This window comes from Pseudomonas sp. PB106 (genome assembly GCF_009764645.1).
Taxonomy (GTDB): Bacteria; Pseudomonadota; Gammaproteobacteria; order Pseudomonadales; family Pseudomonadaceae; genus Aquipseudomonas.
Genome location: NZ_RWIM01000061.1, coordinates 38578 through 59625 on the forward strand (window position 1 = coordinate 38578; position 21048 = coordinate 59625).

At 58.9% G+C, this 21048-nt stretch carries 21 protein-coding genes; 11 read left to right on the forward strand and 10 right to left on the reverse strand.

Annotated features, from left to right (window positions below; genetic code table 11):
• The first annotated feature begins 277 nt into the window (after positions 1-277).
• Positions 278-1741 (forward strand): glyceraldehyde-3-phosphate dehydrogenase, encoded by a 1464-nt coding sequence (locus EJA71_RS07940; protein WP_158955721.1) that lies wholly within the window; start codon positions 278-280, stop codon positions 1739-1741.
• A gap of 220 nt (positions 1742-1961) precedes the next feature.
• Here EJA71_RS07940 and EJA71_RS07945 read toward each other — a convergent pair whose 3' ends face one another.
• Positions 1962-3263, reverse strand: a complete 1302-nt coding sequence (locus tag EJA71_RS07945) for an MFS transporter (protein WP_158955723.1) — start codon at positions 3261-3263, stop codon at positions 1962-1964.
• An 89-nt stretch (positions 3264-3352) separates the two neighbouring features.
• Here EJA71_RS07945 and EJA71_RS07950 point away from each other — a divergent pair, with 89 nt between their 5' ends.
• On the forward strand, positions 3353-4369 hold the full coding sequence (locus tag EJA71_RS07950) for an FAD:protein FMN transferase (RefSeq protein ID WP_158955724.1): 1017 nt from the start codon (positions 3353-3355) through the stop codon (positions 4367-4369).
• Between the two features lie 197 nt (positions 4370-4566).
• On the forward strand, positions 4567-5961 hold the full coding sequence (sthA, locus tag EJA71_RS07955) for a Si-specific NAD(P)(+) transhydrogenase (RefSeq protein WP_158955726.1): 1395 nt from the start codon (positions 4567-4569) through the stop codon (positions 5959-5961).
• Positions 5962-6003: 42 nt separating this feature from the next.
• Here the strand turns inward: sthA and EJA71_RS07960 are convergent, their stop codons facing one another.
• Positions 6004-6726, reverse strand: a complete 723-nt coding sequence (locus tag EJA71_RS07960) for a glycerophosphodiester phosphodiesterase (RefSeq protein ID WP_007910500.1) — start codon at positions 6724-6726, stop codon at positions 6004-6006.
• 14 nt (positions 6727-6740) lie between these two features.
• Positions 6741-7322, reverse strand: coding sequence for a PilZ domain-containing protein (locus EJA71_RS07965; RefSeq protein WP_158955728.1), 582 nt, complete (start codon positions 7320-7322; stop codon positions 6741-6743).
• 94 nt (positions 7323-7416) lie between these two features.
• On the opposite strand from EJA71_RS07965, the gene EJA71_RS07970 reads away from it, so the two are divergent.
• The 3 genes from EJA71_RS07970 (at position 7417) to EJA71_RS07980 (ending at position 10666) form a co-directional block, all read left to right on the forward strand.
• Complete coding sequence (locus EJA71_RS07970; RefSeq protein ID WP_158955730.1) at positions 7417-8667, forward strand: lipoprotein-releasing ABC transporter permease subunit; 1251 nt, start codon at positions 7417-7419, stop codon at positions 8665-8667.
• Positions 8668-8674: 7 nt separating this feature from the next.
• The gene (gene lolD / locus EJA71_RS07975) at positions 8675-9358 is read left to right on the forward strand and encodes a lipoprotein-releasing ABC transporter ATP-binding protein LolD (protein WP_178113667.1); all 684 of its coding nucleotides are present in this window, start codon (positions 8675-8677) and stop codon (positions 9356-9358) included.
• Between the two features lie 63 nt (positions 9359-9421).
• Entirely contained in the window at positions 9422-10666 is a 1245-nt protein-coding gene (locus EJA71_RS07980) for a lipoprotein-releasing ABC transporter permease subunit (RefSeq protein WP_102902248.1), read from the forward strand.
• Between the two features lie 39 nt (positions 10667-10705).
• Here EJA71_RS07980 and EJA71_RS07985 read toward each other — a convergent pair whose 3' ends face one another.
• Both EJA71_RS07985 and EJA71_RS07990 read right to left on the reverse strand, forming a co-directional pair.
• Positions 10706-12052: a heavy metal sensor histidine kinase gene (locus EJA71_RS07985; protein WP_158955734.1), complete on the reverse strand. Its 1347-nt coding sequence runs from the start codon at positions 12050-12052 to the stop codon at positions 10706-10708.
• Positions 12052-12732, reverse strand: a complete 681-nt coding sequence (locus EJA71_RS07990; RefSeq protein ID WP_158955736.1) for a heavy metal response regulator transcription factor — start codon at positions 12730-12732, stop codon at positions 12052-12054. The genes EJA71_RS07985 and EJA71_RS07990 overlap by 1 nt, the downstream gene beginning before the upstream one ends.
• 166 nt (positions 12733-12898) lie before the next feature.
• On the opposite strand from EJA71_RS07990, the gene EJA71_RS07995 reads away from it, so the two are divergent.
• Both EJA71_RS07995 and queF read left to right on the forward strand, forming a co-directional pair.
• Complete coding sequence (locus tag EJA71_RS07995) at positions 12899-13426, forward strand: plastocyanin/azurin family copper-binding protein (RefSeq protein WP_158955738.1); 528 nt, start codon at positions 12899-12901, stop codon at positions 13424-13426.
• Positions 13427-13487: 61 nt separating this feature from the next.
• A complete protein-coding gene (gene queF / locus EJA71_RS08000) occupies positions 13488-14318 on the forward strand; it encodes an NADPH-dependent 7-cyano-7-deazaguanine reductase QueF (RefSeq protein ID WP_158955740.1) in 831 nt (276 codons plus the stop codon).
• Positions 14319-14461: 143 nt separating this feature from the next.
• Here queF and EJA71_RS08005 read toward each other — a convergent pair whose 3' ends face one another.
• Entirely contained in the window at positions 14462-14725 is a 264-nt protein-coding gene (locus EJA71_RS08005) for a DUF4404 family protein (RefSeq protein ID WP_053122053.1), read from the reverse strand.
• 108 nt (positions 14726-14833) lie between these two features.
• A complete protein-coding gene (locus tag EJA71_RS08010; RefSeq protein WP_158955742.1) occupies positions 14834-15454 on the reverse strand; it encodes an HAD family phosphatase in 621 nt (206 codons plus the stop codon).
• 198 nt (positions 15455-15652) lie between these two features.
• Here EJA71_RS08010 and EJA71_RS08015 point away from each other — a divergent pair, with 198 nt between their 5' ends.
• The gene (locus tag EJA71_RS08015; RefSeq protein ID WP_122595350.1) at positions 15653-16342 is read left to right on the forward strand and encodes a VacJ family lipoprotein; all 690 of its coding nucleotides are present in this window, start codon (positions 15653-15655) and stop codon (positions 16340-16342) included.
• 52 nt (positions 16343-16394) lie between these two features.
• On the opposite strand, the gene EJA71_RS08020 is transcribed toward EJA71_RS08015, so the two are convergent.
• Positions 16395-16694, reverse strand: a complete 300-nt coding sequence (locus EJA71_RS08020) for a PilZ domain-containing protein (protein WP_158955744.1) — start codon at positions 16692-16694, stop codon at positions 16395-16397.
• A gap of 276 nt (positions 16695-16970) precedes the next feature.
• Here EJA71_RS08020 and rssB point away from each other — a divergent pair, with 276 nt between their 5' ends.
• Positions 16971-18152, forward strand: a complete 1182-nt coding sequence (gene rssB, locus EJA71_RS08025; RefSeq protein WP_158955746.1) for a two-component system response regulator RssB — start codon at positions 16971-16973, stop codon at positions 18150-18152.
• Positions 18152-18634, forward strand: a complete 483-nt coding sequence (rssC, locus tag EJA71_RS08030) for an anti-sigma factor antagonist RssC (RefSeq protein ID WP_042560140.1) — start codon at positions 18152-18154, stop codon at positions 18632-18634. The genes rssB and rssC overlap by 1 nt, the downstream gene beginning before the upstream one ends.
• Positions 18635-18835: 201 nt before the next feature.
• On the opposite strand, the gene tal is transcribed toward rssC, so the two are convergent.
• A complete protein-coding gene (tal, locus tag EJA71_RS08035; RefSeq protein ID WP_158955748.1) occupies positions 18836-19762 on the reverse strand; it encodes a transaldolase in 927 nt (308 codons plus the stop codon).
• A 202-nt stretch (positions 19763-19964) separates the two neighbouring features.
• A complete protein-coding gene (locus EJA71_RS08040) occupies positions 19965-20912 on the reverse strand; it encodes a glycosyl hydrolase family 5 (protein ID WP_158955750.1) in 948 nt (315 codons plus the stop codon).
• Positions 20913-21048: the final 136 nt, after the last annotated feature.

A 21048-nucleotide genomic window follows, 5' to 3' on the forward strand; every position in this document is an offset into this window, starting at 1 on the left:
CGTCTATCTTCGTGGTTTTGGCGAAATGTAGTGGTAACCATAAAAACGAGCAGTTTTTTTGTGGTTATGTAGTGCCGAAAGCGGGTGGTGTTACGGAGGGTTACAGACATCGTCTGACAGTCGTCGGAAAATTGACTGCGCTGGAGGCCCCGGTTTTATTGGTCTGCAGAGGGGCGTATTTTTTTTGAAAGGAATTTTGTTACCGATTGCGCGACAAGCGCGCATTGCTGAATGAGGTTGTCGGCGGCATAATGTAGCCCCTTTTTTCTGCCCCTACATGTGGAAGGTTACCGTGACTCAGAAGCCCGACCAGTGTCTTGGTGAATGGATCGACCGTGAAGCACTCGCAGAAGCGATGATTCCGCTTATCGGTCAGCTCTACCGCAATAACAACGTGGTGAGCTCGATCTATGGCCGCAGCCTGATCAACCAGTCTGTCATCGCGATTCTCAAAGCTCACCGCTTTGCTCGCCACCGTTCTTCCGACGACAGCGAACTCTCCGTCCACGAAACATTCCCACTGCTCAAGGCCATGAGCGAGCTCAAGCTCGGCGCGGCTTCGGTAGATCTGGGCAAGTTGGCGTTCAAATTCCGCAACGAAGGCAATGGCCGTACTGCCGAGCAGTTCGTTCGTGAAGAGATGGCTGACGTGGTTGGTCAGCAAAATGCTTCCGCACGTAAAGGCACCGACGTTGTGCTGTACGGCTTCGGTCGTATCGGCCGTCTGCTGGCGCGCATCCTGATCGAGAAAACCGGTGGTGGCGACGGCCTGCGTCTGCGTGCCATCGTCGTGCGCAAAGGCGCCGAAAACGACCTGACCAAACGCGCCAGCCTGCTGCGCCGCGATTCGGTACACGGTTCGTTCAACGGCACCATTACCATCGACGAAGAAAACAACACCATCACTGCCAACGGTAACCTGATTCAGGTCATCTACGCGAAGAACCCGACCGAGGTGGATTACACCCAGTACGGCATCAAAGACGCACTGCTGGTGGACAACACCGGTGTATGGCGTGACGCTGACGGCCTGGGTCAGCATCTGGCCTGCCCGGGTATCGACCGCGTTGTTCTGACCGCGCCTGGCAAAGGCAAGCTGAAGAACATCGTTCACGGTATCAACCACAACGAAATCACGGCTGACGACAAGATCGTGTCCGCCGCTTCCTGCACCACCAACGCCATCGTGCCGGTGCTGAAAGCTGTGAATGACAAGTTCGGCATCATCAACGGTCACGTCGAAACCGTTCACTCGTACACCAACGACCAGAACCTGATCGACAACTTCCACAAGGGCGATCGCCGTGGCCGTAGCGCCGCGCTGAACATGGTCATCACCGAGACCGGTGCTGCCACCGCTGCTGCCAAGGCCCTGCCTGAGCTGGCCGGCAAGCTGACCGGTAACGCGATCCGTGTTCCGACGCCGAACGTGTCGATGGCCATTCTCAACCTCAACCTTGAGAAAGCCGCCACCCGCGAAGAGATGAACGAGTACCTGCGCTACATGGCGCTGCACTCCGATCTGCACAAGCAAATCGACTTCGTCAACTCGCAGGAAGTTGTTTCGACCGACTTCGTTGGCTCGCGCCACGCCGGCGTGGTCGATGCTGAAGCGACCATCGTTCAGGATAACCGCGTTGTTCTGTATGTCTGGTACGACAACGAGTTCGGTTACAGCTGCCAGGTAGTTCGCGTGATGGAAGACATGGCTGATGTAAATCCGCCAGCATTCCCGCGCTAAGCCTTAGCAGTACATGAAAACGCCCCGACTTTTGGTCGGGGCGTTTTTGTTTGGGGAAGATCAAAGCATCGCGTTTGATTCTGTAGGAGCTGCCGAAGGCTGCGATCTTTGCTTTATGCCCTCATCGCTGGCAAGCCAGCTCCCACAGGTTTCTTGGTGAATTGCACAATTGCATTAACACCCGAAACCCTGTGGGAGCTGGCTTGCCAGCGATGGCGTCCTACCGTGCTCCGCCGGGTATGGCCGCTTGCGCCGTGCGCAGTTCATGCTTGTTGCCACGGAACAACACCAGCGTCGCCAGCAATCCCAGCACCGCCGCGCCACTGAGCCAGATCCCCGGCGCAGCCTTGTTGTCCAGCACATGAATCAGGTACGTACACGCCGCCGGGGTAAACCCGCCGAAGGTTGCCGTCGCCAGGCTGTACGCCAGCGAGAACCCGGTCGTACGCACTTCTACCGGCATGATCTCGGTCAGTGCCACCACCATCGCGCCGTTGTACGAGCCGTAGAGGAACGACAGCCACAATTCGACAATCAGCAAATGGCTGAAGCTCGGATTCGCCACCAACCAAGACAGGGCGGGATAGGCGGTAAGAATCGCCAGAATCGTCGCCGCGAGCAGTAGGGGTTTTCGCCCGATCTTGTCGGACACCGCGCCCATCACCGGCAACCAGAAGAAGTTCGACAGGCCGATGCACACCGTCACCAGTAGCGCATCGAGATCCGACAGGTGCAACTCAGCCTTGCCGAAGGTCGGGGTGTAAGCGGTGATCAGGTAGAACGACACCGTGGTCATCACCACCAGCGCCATGCCAGCGATGACGAGGCCAAAGTTCTGACCGATAGAGCGGACAATTTCCCGCAGGGTAGGGCGATGTTTCCGCGCCTGGAATTCCGGGGTTTCTTCCAGCGAGCGACGGATGAAGAAAATCACCGGCACAATCATGCAGCCGATCAGGAACGGCACGCGCCAGCCCCACTCACCCATTTGTTCCGGGCTGAGCCAATGATTGAGGCCAACCCCGAGCAGGCCGGCGAAGACGACCGCCGCTTGCTGGCTCGCGGACTGCCAACTGACGAAAAAGCCCTTGCGACCCGGGGTGGCGATTTCTGCCAGATACACCGACACACCGCCGAGTTCTACGCCCGCCGAGAAGCCTTGTAACAATCGGCCGAACAGTACGAGCAAAGGCGCAGCGACACCCAGTGTGGCGTAACCGGGTACGCAAGCTATCAGCACGGTACCTGCTGCCATCAACGCCAACGTTATGATCAAGCCTTGGCGGCGGCCATGACGGTCAATGTAGGCGCCGAGGAAAATCGCCCCCAGCGGTCGCATCAGGAAGCCTGCGCCGAAGGTCGCCAACGAAAGCATCAGGGAAGCGAAGGCGCTGTCGGAGGGGAAAAAGGTCTTGGCAATGGCCGTGGCGTAAAAGCCGTAGACCATGAAGTCGAACATTTCGAGGAAGTTGCCGCTGACAACGCGAAAGATCGCTTTGCCTTTGCCCGTGGTGGAGGACATGGTCAGGTCTCACTATTGGATTTTGTATAAAGATGTTGCAGATCCGTTAATTCATAATGGCCGCCGTGGTTTTACGGGGAGATGAATAATTGTTCACTGGACGGTTGCTTGGGCTCGTGATTCTGGGTGGCCTATTGGCTGGCTGCGGCAATGGCGATTCCACTGAGGGTTTCGGTGGGCCGACCATGGGCAGCACGTACTCGATCAAGTATGTGCGCCACGCCGACATGCCTGACGCGACGCAGGTTCGCCGTGAAGTGGAGAGCATCCTCGGCGAAGTTGATCGGCAGTTATCCACTTATCGCAATGATTCGGACATCGAGCGCTTCAACGCTTTGCCCGCGAGCAGCTGTCAGAAAATGCCGGCATCTGTGCTTGAACTGATCCGCGTTGGCGAGCAGCTGTCAGCGCAAAGCGAAGGTTCCTACGACCTTACCCTGGAGCCGCTGATGAATCTCTGGGGCTTCGGCCCGCAAGGACGCGAAGAGAAAGTCCCTGACGCCGATGCACTGGCTGAGGTGATGTCGCGCGTTGGTTATCAGCATTTGCAAATCAATGGCGATCAGTTGTGCAAAGACGCCGCCGTCGAAGTCGACTTCAACAGCATCGCCGCCGGTTATGCCGTCGACGCCATTGCGGCCCGACTCGACGCCATGGGCATCCACAACTACCTCGCCGAAGCCACCGGTGAATTAAAAGCCAAAGGCAAAAAACTCGACGGCTCACCGTGGCGCGTTGCCTTGGAAGAGCCTCGCGAAGATCAGCAGGTCGCCGAACGCGTCATTAATGTCGATGGCTACGGCGTTTCCACGTCCGGCGACTATCGCAACTATTTCCTGCAGGATGGCCGGCGTTATTCCCACACCTTCGATGCGCGCAGCGGTGCACCGGTCCTACACGACCTGGCGTCAGTCACAGTGATTCATCCTTCAGCGTTGATGGCCGATGGACTATCGACGCTGTTGCTTATTCTTGGCCCCGAACGGGCTTGGGACTATGCCGAAAAACATGACATTGGTGCATTCTTTGTCATGCGTGCCGATACAGGTTTTGTCGTCCGCACCAACAAGGCTTTCGAGCGCCTCAGTGGCAAGAAAACTGACTGAGAACAATACGAAAGCTGGCGTTGTAGTGCAGGCAAAAGTAGCCTACGACGCGACCAAGGGTTAATGTGCGCGGCGTTGACGCTTCTATAGACTGTGTCCGGGTTCTTGATTGACCCCCAATTGTTCCTTCGCGCCGCCGTTCGGCGTGATTTAGCCGTAGGTGCTGCTGGCACCGCGGCCTGTTCTGAGGAGTACGCATGGCTGTCTACAACTACGACGTGGTGGTGCTGGGTTCCGGCCCGGCGGGAGAAGGCGCGGCAATGAACGCCGCCAAAGCAGGGCGCAAGGTCGCGATGGTCGACAGCCGTCGCCAGGTCGGCGGTAACTGCACCCACCTCGGCACCATTCCGTCCAAGGCACTGCGTCACTCGGTGCGGCAGATCATGCAGTTCAACACTAACCCTATGTTCCGGGCGATCGGCGAGCCACGCTGGTTCTCCTTTCCGGACGTGTTGAAAAGCGCCGAGAAAGTCATTTCCAAACAAGTCGCTTCGCGTACCGGCTACTACGCCCGCAACCGCGTCGACGTGTTCTTCGGCACAGGCAGCTTCGCCGACGAGCAAACCATCGAAGTGGTCTGCGCCAACGGTGTGGTCGAGAAACTGGTGGCCAAGCACATCATCATCGCCACCGGTTCGCGCCCATATCGCCCGGCGGACATCGATTTTCACCACCCGCGGATCTACGATAGCGACACCATCCTCAGCCTCGGCCACACCCCGCGCAAACTGATCGTTTACGGCGCCGGCGTGATCGGTTGCGAATACGCGTCGATCTTCAGCGGTCTGGGTGTGCTGGTCGAGCTGGTCGATAACCGTGGTCAGTTGCTGAGCTTCCTTGACTCGGAAATCTCCCAGGCGTTGAGCTACCACTTCAGCAACAACAACATTACCGTGCGTCACAACGAGGATTACGATCGCGTCGAAGGCGTCGATAACGGCGTGATCCTGCATCTGAAATCGGGCAAGAAGATCAAGGCCGACGCCTTGCTCTGGTGCAACGGCCGTACCGGCAACACCGATACGCTGGGTCTGGAAAACATCGGCGTCAAGGTCAACAGCCGTGGCCAGATCGAAGTCGACGAGGCGTACCGCACCTGCGTACCGAACATCTACGGTGCTGGTGACGTGATCGGCTGGCCAAGCCTGGCCAGTGCCGCCCACGACCAGGGTCGTTCCGCCGCTGGCAGCATCGTTGATAACGGTAGCTGGCGTTTCGTGAATGACGTGCCAACCGGCATCTATACGATTCCGGAGATTAGTTCGATCGGCAAGAACGAGCAGGAGCTGACCCAGGCCAAAGTGCCTTACGAAGTCGGCAAGGCGTTCTTCAAGAGCATGGCGCGTGCGCAGATCGCCGGCGAGCCGCAAGGCATGCTGAAGATCCTGTTCCACCGTGAAACCCTGGAAGTATTGGGCGTTCACTGCTTCGGTTATCAGGCGTCGGAGATCGTTCACATCGGTCAGGCGATCATGAACCAGCCGGGCGAGCTGAATACCCTGAAGTACTTCGTCAACACGACGTTCAACTACCCGACCATGGCCGAAGCCTATCGGGTAGCGGCGTACGACGGCCTCAACCGGCTTTTTTGACGGGCTCCGGCCGGTGGCCTGAGCCGGCCGGGGAGACCGATTTCAGCAATTCTCGAGCGTGGCAGTGGCCAAACCGGGAAAGTCTGTAATCAGGCTGTCAACGCCGAAGTCGGCGAGTCTGCGCATCAGCGCAGGCTCGTTGACGGTCCACACCGACACATGCAGCCCTTGACGCTGCGCCTTCTGCAGGCGTTCCGGCGTACACAGCGTCCAATTCAGCGCCAGAATCTCACAGCCATAGCTTGCCGCGACCTTCAATGGGTCGAGCCAGGCGTACTCGGCGACCAACCCCCGCGACACATCCGGCACCAGATCCAGCGCAGCTTTCAGCACTTCCCGCGAACTCGAGGTGATTGTCACCTTGTCGAGCAGGCCATGGCGCTGGGCCATTTCGCGAATCGCCAGCACGGTGGTTGCGGCGCGGGTGCGTGAAGCGCTTTTGACTTCCAGTTGCCAGTGCTCGAAATCACACTTTTCGAACAACTCTTCCAGCGTCGGAATCGGGCACGGCTTGATCCAGCCCGGGCCACCCTTGCGCGCGTCGTAGGTCACCAGTTCGGCGGCGGTGTGTTCGACGACTTTGCCGCGCCGTTCCGTGGTGCGCTTGAGAGTCGGGTCGTGGATGACCATCAACTCGCCGTCCTTGGACAGGTGCAGATCCAGTTCGCAGCGGCGCACGCCGTGCTTGAGACATTCCTGAAAGCTGCTCAGGGTATTTTCCGGTGCTTCGCCCTTGGCGCCGCGGTGGCCGTAGATGAGGGTCACGGTTCTTCCTTAAATTAAATGCCTGATTCGTTCTGTTCGCGGGCCAGACGTCGTTCCTGGGCCTGCTTTTGCAAGATATAGCGGGCGAGCAACTGGCGCTGGGCGTCGGTCAGGTGTTCAAACTCTGTGCCGACGTCGTAACCGTCGCCCTTGCGGTCGCAATGGGTGACGCGGGCGCGCAGCAGCAGGCCCAGCGCTTGCGGCATCAGCACCAGTTTCACCGACAGGTGAGCACCAGCGGCGATGGGCGTCGGGTGCTGAAAGTCGACGCCGCCTTCGGAAATGATCACCGGTTGCGGCTCGCCGATCTGGCCGAGCACGGTCAGGGCGACCACCTGGCTGAGCAGGTCGATGCGTTTGTTCTGGGATTTCAGGAACGCAGCAATGGCGCGGTCGCGCTCGCTGATCTGGCGCAACAGGTGCTGCGACTCGAATTCGCTCAGGTGCAGTTCGCTGAGCAGGTTGAAGAGCGGGGAAGCATCCTGCAACACTTCCTGGCCTGCGGCTTCGGGAGCGGACAGGGGCCGAATTTCCAGTGCGATCGTGTCCTCGATACGGTAGTATTCGCGGCGATCTTCTTCATCTAATGTCGACATGGCGAACCCATGGTAGCGGCGGTGGTCTGAGTGTAAAGCTGGTTATCGACCCCCGCCACAAGGACGTTCCTTTTCCCTCCGAACAAGCCCCGACATGTTCAGACCTCTCTTCGTATTTATCGGCACGCGTTATACCCGTGCAAAGCGTCGCAATCATTTTGTGTCATTCATTTCCCTGACTTCGATGATCGGGCTCGCCCTTGGCGTGGTCGTGATGATCGTCGTGCTGTCGGTGATGAATGGCTTCGATCATGAGATGCGCACCCGCGTGCTGGGCATGGTGCCCCACGCGACCATCGAATCCACTGAGCCAATCAACGATTGGCAAAGCCTGGCCACCAAGGTCAAGCAGAACCCGCAGGTGACGGCCGTCGCGCCGTTCACCCAGATGCAGGGCTTGCTGACCAATAACGGTCAGGTGTCCAAGGTGTTGCTCAACGCCATCGACCCTGCGCTCGAGCGCAACGTGTCGATCATCGACAACTTCATGAAGCAGGGCAAACTCGACGATTTGACGCCGGGCAGCTTCGGCATCGTCATCGGCGACAAGGCCGCGACCAAGCTCGGCGTCGGCATCGGTGACAAGGTCACCTTCGTCGCGCCGGAGGTCAGCGTGACCCCGGCCGGGATGTTCCCGCGCATGAAGCGCTTCACCGTCGTCGGCATTTTCCATGTTGGCGCTGGTGAGCTCGATGGCTATCTGGGCGTCACCAACCTGCAGGATCTGGCGAAAATGCACCGCTGGAAGCCGGATCAGGTGCAGGGCTTGCGTCTCAAGTTCGACGACCTGTTCCAGGCGCCGCGTGAGGCATGGAACATCGCCCAGCAACTTGGCGAAGACCATTACTACGCCCGCGACTGGACCCGCACCCACGGCAATCTGTATCAGGCGATCCGCATGGAAAAAGCCATGATCGGCCTGCTGTTGCTGCTGATCGTCGCCGTCGCCGCGTTCAACATCATTTCCACGCTGGTGATGGTGGTCAACGACAAGAAGGGCGACATCGCTATTCTGCGCACGTTGGGTGCGACGCCGGGCACGATCATGCGCACGTTCATGGTGCAAGGCACGGTGATTGGCGTGGTCGGTACAGCGATTGGCGCGGTGGTCGGGATTTTCGCGGCGCTCAACGTCAGCGCGGCGATCTCGGCACTGGAAGGCCTGATCGGCCACAAATTCCTTAATGCTGACGTGTATTTCATTGATTATCTTCCGTCGCAGGTGCAGAGCCAGGACGTGGTCATGGTCTGCGCGGCGGCGTTGGTTCTGAGTTTCCTCGCCACCCTGTATCCCGCCTGGCGTGCCGCACGCACCCAGCCGGCGGAGGCGCTACGTTATGAGTGAGTCGGGCATGAGTGAAAAAGCAATCTTGAGCTGCCGCAACCTGGGCAAATCCTACGAGGAAGGCCCGGAATCGGTAGAAGTCCTCGCCGGTCTGCAACTGGAGTTGCAACCGGGTGAGCGTGTGGCGATTGTCGGTACCTCGGGTTCGGGCAAAAGTACCTTGCTCAACCTGCTCGGTGGTCTGGACACGCCAACCCAGGGCAGCGTCTGGCTCGACGGTGAAGAGCTGTCGGCCTTGAGCGAGAAGAAGCGTGGCCTGCTGCGTAACCGGTCGCTCGGTTTCGTCTACCAGTTCCACCACCTGCTGCCGGAATTCACTGCGCTGGAAAATGTGTGCATGCCGCTGCTGATCGGCAAGACGCCGATCCCGGAAGCGCGTCAGCGCGCCACGGCATTGCTGGAGCGCGTCGGCCTCGGCCATCGTCTCGAGCACAAACCGTCGGAACTGTCCGGTGGTGAGCGTCAACGTGTGGCCATCGCCCGCGCGCTGGTGAACAAGCCAGGCCTGGTGATGCTCGACGAGCCGACCGGCAACCTCGACTCCCACACCGGCCAGGGCATTCAGGATTTGATGCTGGAACTCAGCACCTCGATGCGCACCGCGTTCCTGGTGGTGACCCACGACATGAACCTCGCCCGCCAGATGGACCGCGTTCTGCATTTGCAGGATGGCTGCCTGACCCCCATCTGATTGGCTGAAACCCGGCGCCGGAAACGGCGTCGGGTCTTTTATTTTTATACGGTGCCCCAGCGAATGTTCAGACCGTTATCGATCTTTATCGGCACGCGCTATACCCGCGCCAAGCGCCGCAATCGCTTCGTTTCGTTCATTTCGATGACCTCGATGATCGGCCTTGCCCTCGGCGTGCTGGCAATGATCGTGGTGTTGTCGGTAATGAACGGCTTCCAGCGCGAAATGAGTTCGCGCATCCTCGGCATGGTGCCGCACGCGACCATCGTTGGCGTCAAGCCGATTGATGACTGGCAGCCGGTGGCCGCCGCTGCAATGAAAAATCCTGAAGTGACCGCCGCCGTGCCGTTCACTGAGATGGAAGGCATGCTCTCCTATAAGGGCTTGATGCAGCCGATCCAGATCAGCGGCGTCGATCCGGCGCAGGAAGGCAAGGTCTCGATCGTCGCCCAGCACATTGTGCAGGGCCGTCTCGACGCGTTGAAACCGGGCGAGTTCGGCGTGGTGATCGGTGAGATCACGGCGCGGCGTTTCCGCCTCAACGTTGGCGACAAGATCACCCTGATCGTCCCGGAAGTCAGTACCGCACCGGGCGGCATTACCCCGCGCATGCAGCGTCTGAACGTGGTCGGCGTGTTCAAGGTCGGCGCTGAACTGGACGGCTCGATGGGCCTGATCCACGTCGCCGATGCCGCGACCATGCAGCACTGGGAACCGAATCAGGTGCAGAGCGTGCGTCTGGCGGTGAAAGACCTGTACGCGGCGCCGAAAGTCTCCTCGGACATCGCCGCCGGTTTGGGCGCCGAGTTCAAGGCTGACGACTGGACGCATACTCAGGGCAGCCTGTTCAGCGCGATGAAAATGGAAAAAACCATGATCGGCCTGCTGTTGCTGATGATCGTCGCGGTGGCGGCGTTCAACATCATCGCGACCCTGATCATGGTGGTGAACGACAAGGGCGCGGACATCGCGATCCTGCGCACCATCGGCGCCACGCCCCGGCAGATCATGGCGATCTTCATGGTGCAGGGCACGGTGATCGGGATTGTCGGCACCATTATTGGTGGCGTGTTGGGCGTAATCGCCGCGCTGAATGTCAGTCAGATCGTGGGCTGGATCGAGCGAGTCAGCGGGCAGCACATCTTCAGTTCCGATGTGTACTTCGTCAGCAATCTGCCGTCGGAGTTGCAGGGTGGGGATGTGCTGTTGATCTGCTCGGCGGGCTTTATCCTCAGCTTCCTGGCGACGGTATATCCGGCGTGGCGGGCGGCGAAGATCGAGCCGGCTCACGCGCTGAGATATTCGTAAGCGACTCCATGATCGTTCCCACGCTGAGCGTGGGAACGATCAGGTTCGAGGCAACTCAATCACAAACCGCGTCCAACCCGCCTCCGATTCGCAATGAATCTGCCCGCCATGGGCGCGGATGATCGACTGAGTAATCGCTAACCCCAACCCCGCATGCTCACTGCTGCCTTCCTGTCGCGCCGGATCCGCCCGATAAAACCGGTCGAACAAGCGTGGCAACAACTCCGCAGAAATCCCTTCACCGCTGTTCTCGACTGAAATGTGTACAGCGTTCACTTGGTCAGTGATCCGCAAACTCACATAGCCTTCGGCCGGGGTGAAGCGCAGGGCGTTATCCAGCAGATTCGACAAGGCCCGGCGCAACATGCTGCGATCACCCTCAATCTGTGCATTGCCTTCGCGGCTCAGCTTGACCCCGGCGTCTTCCGCCAACGGCGCAAAAAACTCCAGCAACACATCGGTCTCGTCCGCCAATTCCAGCGGTTCGCGCTTGGGCATCAGCAAGCCGTGATCGGCCTTGGCCAGGTACAACATATCGTTGACCAGTTGCGCCATCCATTGCAGTTCTTCGAGGTTGCTGTGCAGTGCTTCGCGGTAGTCCTCGATGGGCCGAGGGCGGGTGAGGGTGACCTGGGTGTGGGTCAGCAGGTTCGACAGCGGTGTGCGCAATTCATGGGCGATGTCGGCGGAGAATGCCGAGAGTCGCTGAAACGAGTCGTCGAGGCGTGCGAGCATGGCGTTGAAGCTGTGGGCCATTTCCGCAAGTTCTGGCGGCATTTGTTCTTCTGGCAGTCGGGCGTTGAGCGATTGAGCGGAAATCCCACGGGCGACTGCACTCATGCGCCGCAAGGGACGTAAACCGCTGCGGGCCGCCCAGGCGCCGAGCAACGCGGTGGCCAGCGCCGAGAGGCCGACGGTCAGCCAGATCAGGTGCTGCATGCGCTGCAGAAAGTGTTGGTGATGGGTGATGTCGAGCAGCAGCGTCAGTTGCGCCGAGTCGGCTTGGTCAGGGTAGAGGGGGGCGTTCAGCACGCGATAATCGGTGCCGCCGCTGCTGACCGTCGACAGGCCGGGTTGTTGCGGTAAATCCACGGGAATCTGCGTCGAGCTGTCGTATCCGCGCTGACCGTCACGGCCAGTAATGCGCAAAGACAAGTCGGCCTGACGGCTCAGCTCATCCGCCAGCCGCGCCTCGCGCTGGGCAGGTTGAACATCCTGCAACGCACGGCGCAGACCGATCAGCTTGGCGTCCAGTTGTTGCTGGTCGAGTTCGATGAAGTGGGCTTCGCTGGCGCGGTTGAACAGTACCCCGGCGAACAGTGAAACCACGGCGGTACAGGCGGCAAACAGCAAGGCCAGACGCGAACTCAGGGACATGCGGCGCATCAGGCGCTGCGCTCTTCAAGCACGTAACCCATGCCGCGTACGGTGTGGATCAGCTTGTCAGGGAATTCGTCGTCGATCTTCAGGCGCAAACGACGGATCGCCACTTCGATGACGTTGGTGTCGCTGTCGAAATTCATGTCCCAGACTTGTGAAGCGATCAGCGATTTCGGCAGCACCTCACCCTGGCGACGCAGCAGCATTTCCAGCAAGGCGAATTCCTTGGCGGTCAGGTCAATGCGCTGGCCACCGCGTTCAACCCGGCGGCGGATCAGATCAAGGCGCAGATCGGCCAGTTGCAGACTGGTTTCCTGGGGTATGGCGCTGCCACGGCGTAGCAGGCTGCGCACCCGCGCCAGCAGCTCGGAGAAGGCGAAAGGTTTGACCAGATAGTCGTCGGCGCCGAGTTCAAGTCCGTGAACCCTGTCCTCCACTGCGTCTTTAGCCGTAAGAAAAAGCACCGGCGTATCCAGCCCTGCTTCGCGCACGGCGTGGAGGATTTGCCAGCCATTGCGACCGGGCAGCATCACGTCGAGGATCAGCAGGGCGTAGTCTCCGCTCAACGCCAATTGTTGCCCGCTGTTGCCGTCGGCCACCAGTTCCGTGTTGAACCCGGCCTCGGTCAGCCCTTGGCGCAGGTATTGGCCGGTTTTCGCTTGGTCTTCGACGATCAACAGTTTCATGGACGACTCGGGTTGGTTCGGGGGGTGTAGAAACAGACGCTTTATACCGTGACAGCCAGCAGCAAGCGTCAACCTGACAAAGTTGTAATCTGCCTGTCAGGTAGATGCCAGCGCAGGGCGGTTAAAGTTTCCCACAGGCTGAACCTTATCTTGTTGGAGAACGACCATGTTTTTACGCCAATCCCTGGCCTTGTGTTTGTTGGCGCTGAGTTCATCGGCATGGGCAGCGTCGGGGCACACCTATGACTTCGGCCAGCCTGCGCCTGCCGCCCAAGCCACGCGCAGCATTGAAGTAGTGCTGAACGACATGTCCTTCGATCCGAAGGCGATTGAGGTCAAGGCCGGTGAGACTGTTCGCTTTGTGCTGGTGAATAAGGGCCAGTTGCTGCACGAATTCAACCTTGGTGATGCAGCGATGCATGCCAAACATCAGCAGGAAATGTTGCAGATGCAGCAAAGCGGCATGCTTACGCCGACGGCAATGAAAGAAATGTCCCACGACATGGCGGGCATGGATCACGCAGCGATGGGCCATGGCATGAAGCATGACGACCCGAACAGCGTGCTGGTCGAGCCGGGCAAGACGGCAGAGCTGACCTGGACCTTCAGCAAGGCGACGAGCCTTGAATTCGCCTGCAATATTCCCGGGCATTATCAGGCGGGCATGGTCGGTAAACTGACTGTCAGTCAGTAAGCACTCAAAGGCGCGGGCAAAGGCTGGTAGAATCCGCTGATTCTTCAGTCAGGTTTCCGCCATGCATCCCGCAGCCGAACATTCGCCGCTGGGCAAATCCAGCGAATACATCGCCACGTACACGCCGTCCCTGCTGTTCCCGATTCCGCGCACCGCGAAATGGGCCGAGCTGGGTCTGACCGCCGAAACCCTGCCGTACAAAGGTGTGGATTTCTGGAACTGCTTCGAGCTCTCGTGGCTGCTGCCATCCGGCAAACCGGTGGTGGCGATTGGCGAATTCAGCATCCCGGCGGACTCGCCGAACATCATCGAATCGAAGTCGTTCAAGCTGTATCTGAACTCGTTGAATCAGACGGTGTTTGCCGATGTCGCAACCCTGGAAGCGACGCTGGTCAAGGATCTGTCTGCCGCCGCCGGCAAACCGGTGGGCGTGCGCGTTCGCAGCCTCAAGGACGTTGAAGTGGAAGGCGTCGTGGCGCTGCCGGGCGTGTGCATCGATGATCTGGATATCAGCGTCAGCAACTATGAGCATCCGCGTCCGGAACTGCTGCGTTGCGATGATTCGCGCATCGTCGAAGAGACGGTGTACAGCCATCTGCTCAAATCCAACTGCCCGGTCACCAGTCAGCCGGACTGGGGCACGGTGGTGGTGGAATATCGTGGCTCGGCGCTGGATCACGCCAGCTTGCTGGAATACATCGTCAGCTTCCGCCAGCACTCGGACTTCCATGAACAGTGTGTGGAGCGGATTTTCCTCGACCTGCAACGTCTTCTGAAGCCGGAGAAGCTGACCGTATTTGCCCGTTACGTGCGTCGCGGTGGCCTGGACATCAACCCGTATCGCAGCACTGAAAGCGTACAACTGCCGAACCACAGGCTGGTGCGACAGTAAGATCAAAAGATCGCAGCTTCGGCAGCTCCTACAGGGGAGTGCATTCCAGAGGTAGGAGCTGCCGAAGGCTGCGATCTTTTAAATGTCAGAAATGAAAAAGCCCTGCCAGTAATGGCAGGGCTTTTTTTGTGCGGCCGGAAATCCTAGATCCCCATGCTGCCCAGCGCATTGACGATGTTGCGCAATGTGCCGGCAATCGCCGGGTGCTCGACTTCGAAGCGCTCGACGGCGAGGTTGACGCCATCGGCGATGCTGGCGTCCTGAGTGGCATTTTCCAGTTGAATTTCGGATTCAATCTGCGCCATCAACACGCGTAAGTCTTCACGTTCGGCTTCCGACAGTGGCGGATTCTGCTCCAGTTGCTCGCGCAGGGTTTCGAGCTGTTTCTGCAGTTCTTGGGCCGGCATGGTGTTTTCCTTTTATCGAGAGGCACTGGCATTGACCGCAGCCGCGCGCCAAAGGTCTATGGCTGACCTTTAGATTAATCCACTCCCGTCAAACCTGCATGATCCCGATCAGGGCTTTTCGCCTTTGAGCCGGCGCAGGCGGATGTCGGCCAGGCAGGTGTCGAGCTCGCCCAGATGATCGATGACTGAATGCACGCCGAGGCCGAATAACTGCATGGTTGCCTTGCCGCGCAGTTGTTCGCGTTCTCTCTGGCTCAAGGCCTGCCATTCGCCCGGCGCCAGGCCGCACAGCGAACCGCACGAGGCGAGGCCGATCGTCCACAGCCCGGCGTTGAGGCCCGACTGCAGCAAACGCGGTTCACCGCTAACCAATACGCAACCTTCCAGACGGCTGACGTTCAGGTCCATCAGTGCCTGCCAGCAAGCGTTCGGGGCCGGCCACGGATTGATTGTTGCTGAATGTTGCGCCGGCTTGATCCACGCCGGCAGTGAGGCCGACAAGGGCTGAGCAAGGGCAGGGGGCAGGTCATCCAGCCAGACACAGGGAATTTGCTGGTGTTGCAAACTGTGCAGACTGTCGAGTGCACCCGGTGTGGCCTCGGCGTATTCAGGCAGGGCAGTGGTTTGCTGTCGGGCGCGCGCACCGAAATCCACCAGGCAACCGCTGAGTCCGAACAGCACTGCCGTCAGGCTGGGCGCGGCGAGGGGCAAGGTTTCAGCGTGTGTCATGGCAGCGTCCCTGAAATAACGTTCAGGCTAGGGCTTGTCAGTGACAGTTGGATGACACCTGTGTGAAAGGCTGCTCCGGAAGCGTCCTACAGACGGCTTCATTGCCCGGACTGTCCAAACGGGCTTTTGCGCTTATACTAGCGGCCTTAATGCCCGGGCTCCGATGTCCGCGACAGTACAATCCCAAGGAGTTTTTCTATGCGCTGGAGCTATCCGCTCGCTCAGCTAAGTGTATGTGCCGGCCTGTTGCTGGCGCCGTTCGCCACTCAGGCCGCAACGGAAGAAGACCCTTGGGAAAGCGTCAACCGCCCGATTTTCCAGTTCAACGACTTCGTTGACACCTACGCGCTGAAGCCACTGGCGCAGGGTTACGAGTTCGTCACTCCGCAGTTTCTGGAAGACGGCATTCACAACATGTTCCGCAACGTCGGTGATGTCACCAACCTTGCCAACAACATCCTGCAGGCCAAACCGGCTGCCGCAGGCGTCGACACCGCACGTTTGATCTTCAACACCACCTTCGGTCTGCTCGGCTTCTTCGACGTCGGCACCAAGATGGGGCTGAATCGCAGCGACGAAGACTTCGGCCAGACTCTGGGCTACTGGGGTGTGGGCAGCGGTCCATACGTGATGCTGCCGCTGATGGGCCCGAGCACTCTGCGTGATGCGCCGTCGAAGTACGTCGACAGCTTCACCGGGATGTACCGCTACATCGACGACGTGCCGGCGCGTAACTCGATCTTCGGTCTGAACATCGTCGACACCCGCGCCAGCCTGCTGTCGAGCGAGAAGCTGATCAGCGGCGACAAGTACACCTTCATCCGCAACGCTTACCTGCAGAACCGCGAGTTCAAGGTGAAAGATGGCCAAGTCGAAGACGATTTTTGATCTCGACCGGTAAAAACAAAGGCGACCTCAGGGTCGCCTTTTTTGTGTGTAGCTATTTCATCTTCACAATGGTCAGGCCGAGCTTCTGGCCGCCGCCATCCTGGGGCCTGACCCAGACCACTTCAGTCTCTGCCTCGAGACCGCTGAGCGCGGCGTGCTCGGAGTCGATGCGCACCGTCAAACGGTCGCCGACCGCGAACTGGCGGGGTGCTTCGACCTGCATGCCACTGCTGGAGAGGTCGATGCACACCCCGGAAATGTCATCCCCTTCATGAATCAACACGACATCGGCATCGACCCGCATGCGGATGAAATCGCGCTTTTCGCTGTAGTCCCGACTGGTTTGACTCATAGGTTCGTCCTTCCATTGGGTTACGGTTTGAGCTGTTCTTATAACTCTCGGTGATTTGACAAGTAAAGTCGTCAAGCGACCATCGGCGCATGCTTGAAACGCTCTGCGGATGGGAGTACCGTCTGCGCCTTAGAAGGGCACCTCTGGTGCAACCGCGTTCAAGGCCCAGGCTCGAAAGCGGTGCAGCAGAGAGGCTAGAAAGCGAATCCAGTAGTCAGTGCAGGGCCAATAAGCTCCGCCAACTACGCCAACCTAATTCTGGCGCCGTTTGCCCACATGCCAAAAACCAGTGCCACGCTGCTGATAATCGATGATGACGAAGTAGTGCGCGCGAGCCTCGCGGCCTATTTGGAAGACAGTGGTTTCAGCGTCCTGCAGGCCAGCAATGGTCAACAGGGTCTCCAGGTATTCGAGCAAGACAAGCCCGACTTGGTCATCTGCGATCTGCGCATGCCGCAGATGGGCGGTCTCGAACTCATCCGTCAGGTCACCGAGCTGTCACCGCAAACGCCGGTGATCGTGGTCTCGGGCGCGGGCGTGATGAACGACGCGGTCGAGGCTCTGCGCTTGGGCGCGGCGGATTACCTGATCAAGCCCCTCGAAGATCTGGCAGTGCTCGAGCATTCCGTACGTCGGGCCCTGGATCGTGCGCGGTTGCTGGTGGAAAACCAGCGCTACCGCGAGAAGCTGGAAAAGGCCAACCGCGAGCTTGCGGCCAGCCTGAACCTGCTCCAGGAAGACCAGAATGCCGGTCGCCAGGTGCAGATGAACATGCTGCCGGAAAGTCCGTGGAGCATTGACGAGTTCAAGTTTGCTCACCAGATCATTCCGTCGTTGTACCTGTCGGGTGATTTTGTCGACTATTTCCGCGTCGACGAGCGCCGGGTCGCGTTCTACCTGGCGGATGTATCCGGTCATGGCGCCTCTTCAGCTTTTGTCACCGTGCTGCTGAAGTTCATGACCACGCGCTTGCTGTTCGAATCCAAGCGCAACGGCACATTGCCGGAATTCAAGCCTTCGGAAGTCCTGGGCCATATCAACCGGGGACTGATCAGTTGTAAGCTGGGTAAACACGTCACAATGGTCGGTGGAGTCATCGACGAGGAGACCGGTTTGTTGACCTATAGCATCGGCGGCCATCTGCCGTTGCCTGTGTTGTACACGCCTGACAGTGTTCGTTATCTCGAAGGTCGTGGTCTGCCGGTGGGGCTTTTCAATGAAGCCACCTACGAAGATCACGTGCTTGAGCTGCCGCCGACGTTCAGCCTGACGCTGATGTCGGATGGCATTCTGGATCTTTTGCCAGAACCGACGCTCAAAGAAAAGGAAGCCGCTTTGCCTCAACGGGTGAAGTCGGCGGGCGGCAGCCTGGATGGTCTGCGGCAAGTGTTTGGATTGGCCACGCTAGGGGAGATGCCGGATGATATCGCCCTGTTGGTGTTGAGCAGGAATCTTTAATGAGTACCGGTAGAATCCAGTTCGCCGAGCAGGACGGCACCTTCGTCCTCAAGTTCGTCGGTGAAGTTCGCCTGACCCTGTGTTCGGCGTTGGATGCGACTATTGAGAAAATCTTCACCGCGCTGAACTTCAACGCGATCGTGATCGATTTGACCGAAACCCGCAGCATCGACAGCACGACGCTGGGCCTGTTGGCCAAGCTGTCGATCCTGTCGCGGCAGAAGGTCGGCCTGTTGCCGACCGTCGTCACCACTCACGATGACATTACCCGTCTGCTGCAATCGATGGGCTTCGAGCAGGTGTTCAACATCGTCAACCACCCGGTGCCATGCCCGGAGTGCCTGGACGACCTGCCGGATCAGGATCAGTCGGAAGAAGTGGTGCGGATCAAGGTGCTGGAAGCGCACAAGATCCTCATGGGCCTGAACGACTCCAACCGTGAAGCGTTCCATGACCTGGTCAATGCCCTCGAGCGGCATTGATCTCATGAAGTGATGTTATCTGGGCTGGCCCCTTCGCGAGCAAGCTCGCTCCCACGCTGGATCAGCGTCGTTCACAAATCCCCTTGTGGGAGCGAGCTTGCTCGCGAAGGCGTCAGATCAGACGATACATTTTCATGGCTGACGGAATAAAAAAGGGCGAACCCTCACAGGTTCGCCCTTTTTGCATTTCTCTAACTCAAATCACAGCTTGGCCTGCAACAGCGCCTCAAGCTTCTCCTGGTCGCGAGCAAACTGACGGATGCCCTCGGCCAGTTTTTCGGTGGCCATTGCGTCTTCGTTGGACAGCCAGCGGAATTGCGCTTCGTTCAGGCTCAGACGCGCTTCGCCGGCATTGCCTGGCGCCAGTTTGCGCTCCAGCTTGCCGGTATCGGCTGCCAGTTTGTCGATCAGGTCCGGGCTGATGGTCAGGCGGTCGCAGCCAGCCAGTTGCTCGATCTGATTGAGGTTGCGGAAGCTCGCGCCCATGACCACCGTCTTGTAGTCATTGGCCTTGTAGTAGTTGTAGATGCGCGTCACCGACTGTACGCCCGGATCATCCGCGCCGGTGTAGTCGTTGCCGTTGGCTTTCTTGTACCAGTCGTAGATACGGCCCACGAACGGCGAAATCAGGAACACGCCGGCATCGGCGCAAGCCGCAGCCTGGGCGAAGGAGAACAGCAGGGTCAGGTTGGTCTGGATGCCTTCCTTTTCCAGCACTTCGGCAGCGCGGATACCTTCCCAGGTGGAGGCGATCTTGATCAACACGCGGTCGCGGCCAATGCCGGCCTTGTCGTACAGCTCGATCAGGCGATGGGCGCGCTTCAGTACGGCGTCTTTGTCGAACGACAGGCGCGCATCCACTTCAGTGGAAATACGCCCCGGAATCACTTTAAGGATTTCTTGACCGACCGCGACGCCAAAGCGGTCGCTGGCCAGGCCGACATCGCCCTTGCAGTCGCTGACGCAGGCATTGAGCAGCTCTGCATAGCCAGGAATGGCGGCTGCCTTGAGCAGAAGGGAAGGGTTGGTGGTTGCGTCGACCGGTTTCACACGGGAAATCGCTTCGAAATCGCCGGTATCGGCAACAACGGTGGTGAACTGTTTGAGTTGTTCCAGCTTGGAAGTCATGGGCGTGCTCTGTCCTATGGGTCTGATGACATTACCCGAGCGCTGACAGCCACTCAAGGGCGGTTACGTGTATCGACAGCCCCTGCGGCAACAACCTGAAACCGATTGTTTGAAAGGCGGGGCGTGCTATCGATGAATACGATGCCAAAAGCGCTCACAGGTTCAAAGCAACCGACCTGCGTACAGATCGGTTGCGCACCGACTACTCAGCGTTCAACAGGGCTTCGACCGACATTCGCGCCGGTTTCGGCTGGCCGTCCGAGGTCAGCAGGCCGAAGTTCTTCTCGCGCTCGTTACTGCCCGAATCGCTGTTCTTCCATTCGTAGATGGAGGTCAACGGGATGTTGAGTTTTTTAACATCGCCGATGAACGCGTTGATCTTGCTCGCTTGCCCTTCCACGCCGCCGTTTGAGGCAAGCGCGGAAATGCCCCATTCGCTGATGACACCGGGCACATGGAAGTTCTGCTGAATGAAGGTCTGCGCATTGCTGATCTGCGTGGCCGTCATGCCGTAAGGGTGATAGGAGATCGCATTCAGGCATTTCGGGTATTCGCTGACGATACGGTTGAGTGCCACGGTGGAGGCCGAACCGGCGCTCGGCGGCCGGGCGAAGCCGTAACCGACCCGTGGGGTTGATTGCGGTTTGCCTTGCAGACCCTTGCACACCGCACCCATGAAGGGCGCGAAGGTCGTGTCGAAATTACGTGTCGGCCAGTAGGTTTCCAGGTCTGGCTCGTTCCACAGTTCAAGGGCGACCATTTGCGAGCCGTAGGACGATTCCAGCGTTGTCACGGCATTGGCGAAAGCCGCACCAGCGCCCGGCAGGTCCGCGCTGTTCAATGGCTTGATCGCGCGCACCGTTAACAGCACCGGCAACCCCGCAGATTTTGCCGCCGCAAACGCATCGCTGACCTGCTGCTGGTAGGCTTTGGCAGTCAGGCTGTCGCTCCACACACCGAAGCGGACAAAACCGAAGCCTGCCGTTTTGATCTGCGCGGCGTCGGCGGCCGTGAAGTTCTGAATCTTGACCTGAACCCCGATGTTCTTGGCCGGAAGGTTGGGAAACAGTTCGCTGGCGTGAACCTGAGCCGTCGCACCCAGCATCGTCAGCGCCAAGGCGCCGAGTTTTTTGAGATGTGTTGATTTCATGTCTGCTCTCCCGAAGAGAAATGACAACTTCGAATAAATGATCTCGTTACTCAATTTTCGAGTGAGGTGATGGCACTTAGTGCACGAATGTTATTTTTTGTCGGAAAACCATTATCTGAAAATCACAGTTATTTTT

What these genes read in the sequence shown, in the direction of transcription:
- EJA71_RS07940 (WP_158955721.1), top strand. Translation starts at nt 278, where the DNA reads ATGTGGAAGGTTACCGTGACTCAGAAGCCCGACCAGTGTCTTGGTGAA.
- EJA71_RS07945 (WP_158955723.1), bottom strand. Translation starts at nt 3,263, where the DNA reads ATGTCCTCCACCACGGGCAAAGGCAAAGCGATCTTTCGCGTTGTCAGC.
- sthA (WP_158955726.1), top strand. Translation starts at nt 4,567, where the DNA reads ATGGCTGTCTACAACTACGACGTGGTGGTGCTGGGTTCCGGCCCGGCG.
- EJA71_RS07965 (WP_158955728.1), bottom strand. Translation starts at nt 7,322, where the DNA reads ATGTCGACATTAGATGAAGAAGATCGCCGCGAATACTACCGTATCGAG.
- EJA71_RS07970 (WP_158955730.1), top strand. Translation starts at nt 7,417, where the DNA reads ATGTTCAGACCTCTCTTCGTATTTATCGGCACGCGTTATACCCGTGCA.
- lolD (WP_178113667.1), top strand. Translation starts at nt 8,675, where the DNA reads ATGAGTGAAAAAGCAATCTTGAGCTGCCGCAACCTGGGCAAATCCTAC.
- EJA71_RS07980 (WP_102902248.1), top strand. Translation starts at nt 9,422, where the DNA reads ATGTTCAGACCGTTATCGATCTTTATCGGCACGCGCTATACCCGCGCC.
- EJA71_RS07985 (WP_158955734.1), bottom strand. Translation starts at nt 12,052, where the DNA reads ATGCGCCGCATGTCCCTGAGTTCGCGTCTGGCCTTGCTGTTTGCCGCC.
- EJA71_RS07990 (WP_158955736.1), bottom strand. Translation starts at nt 12,732, where the DNA reads ATGAAACTGTTGATCGTCGAAGACCAAGCGAAAACCGGCCAATACCTG.
- EJA71_RS07995 (WP_158955738.1), top strand. Translation starts at nt 12,899, where the DNA reads ATGTTTTTACGCCAATCCCTGGCCTTGTGTTTGTTGGCGCTGAGTTCA.
- queF (WP_158955740.1), top strand. Translation starts at nt 13,488, where the DNA reads ATGCATCCCGCAGCCGAACATTCGCCGCTGGGCAAATCCAGCGAATAC.
- EJA71_RS08005 (WP_053122053.1), bottom strand. Translation starts at nt 14,725, where the DNA reads ATGCCGGCCCAAGAACTGCAGAAACAGCTCGAAACCCTGCGCGAGCAA.
- EJA71_RS08010 (WP_158955742.1), bottom strand. Translation starts at nt 15,454, where the DNA reads ATGACACACGCTGAAACCTTGCCCCTCGCCGCGCCCAGCCTGACGGCA.
- EJA71_RS08015 (WP_122595350.1), top strand. Translation starts at nt 15,653, where the DNA reads ATGCGCTGGAGCTATCCGCTCGCTCAGCTAAGTGTATGTGCCGGCCTG.
- EJA71_RS08020 (WP_158955744.1), bottom strand. Translation starts at nt 16,694, where the DNA reads ATGAGTCAAACCAGTCGGGACTACAGCGAAAAGCGCGATTTCATCCGC.
- rssB (WP_158955746.1), top strand. Translation starts at nt 16,971, where the DNA reads ATGCCAAAAACCAGTGCCACGCTGCTGATAATCGATGATGACGAAGTA.
- rssC (WP_042560140.1), top strand. Translation starts at nt 18,152, where the DNA reads ATGAGTACCGGTAGAATCCAGTTCGCCGAGCAGGACGGCACCTTCGTC.
- tal (WP_158955748.1), bottom strand. Translation starts at nt 19,762, where the DNA reads ATGACTTCCAAGCTGGAACAACTCAAACAGTTCACCACCGTTGTTGCC.
- EJA71_RS08040 (WP_158955750.1), bottom strand. Translation starts at nt 20,912, where the DNA reads ATGAAATCAACACATCTCAAAAAACTCGGCGCCTTGGCGCTGACGATG.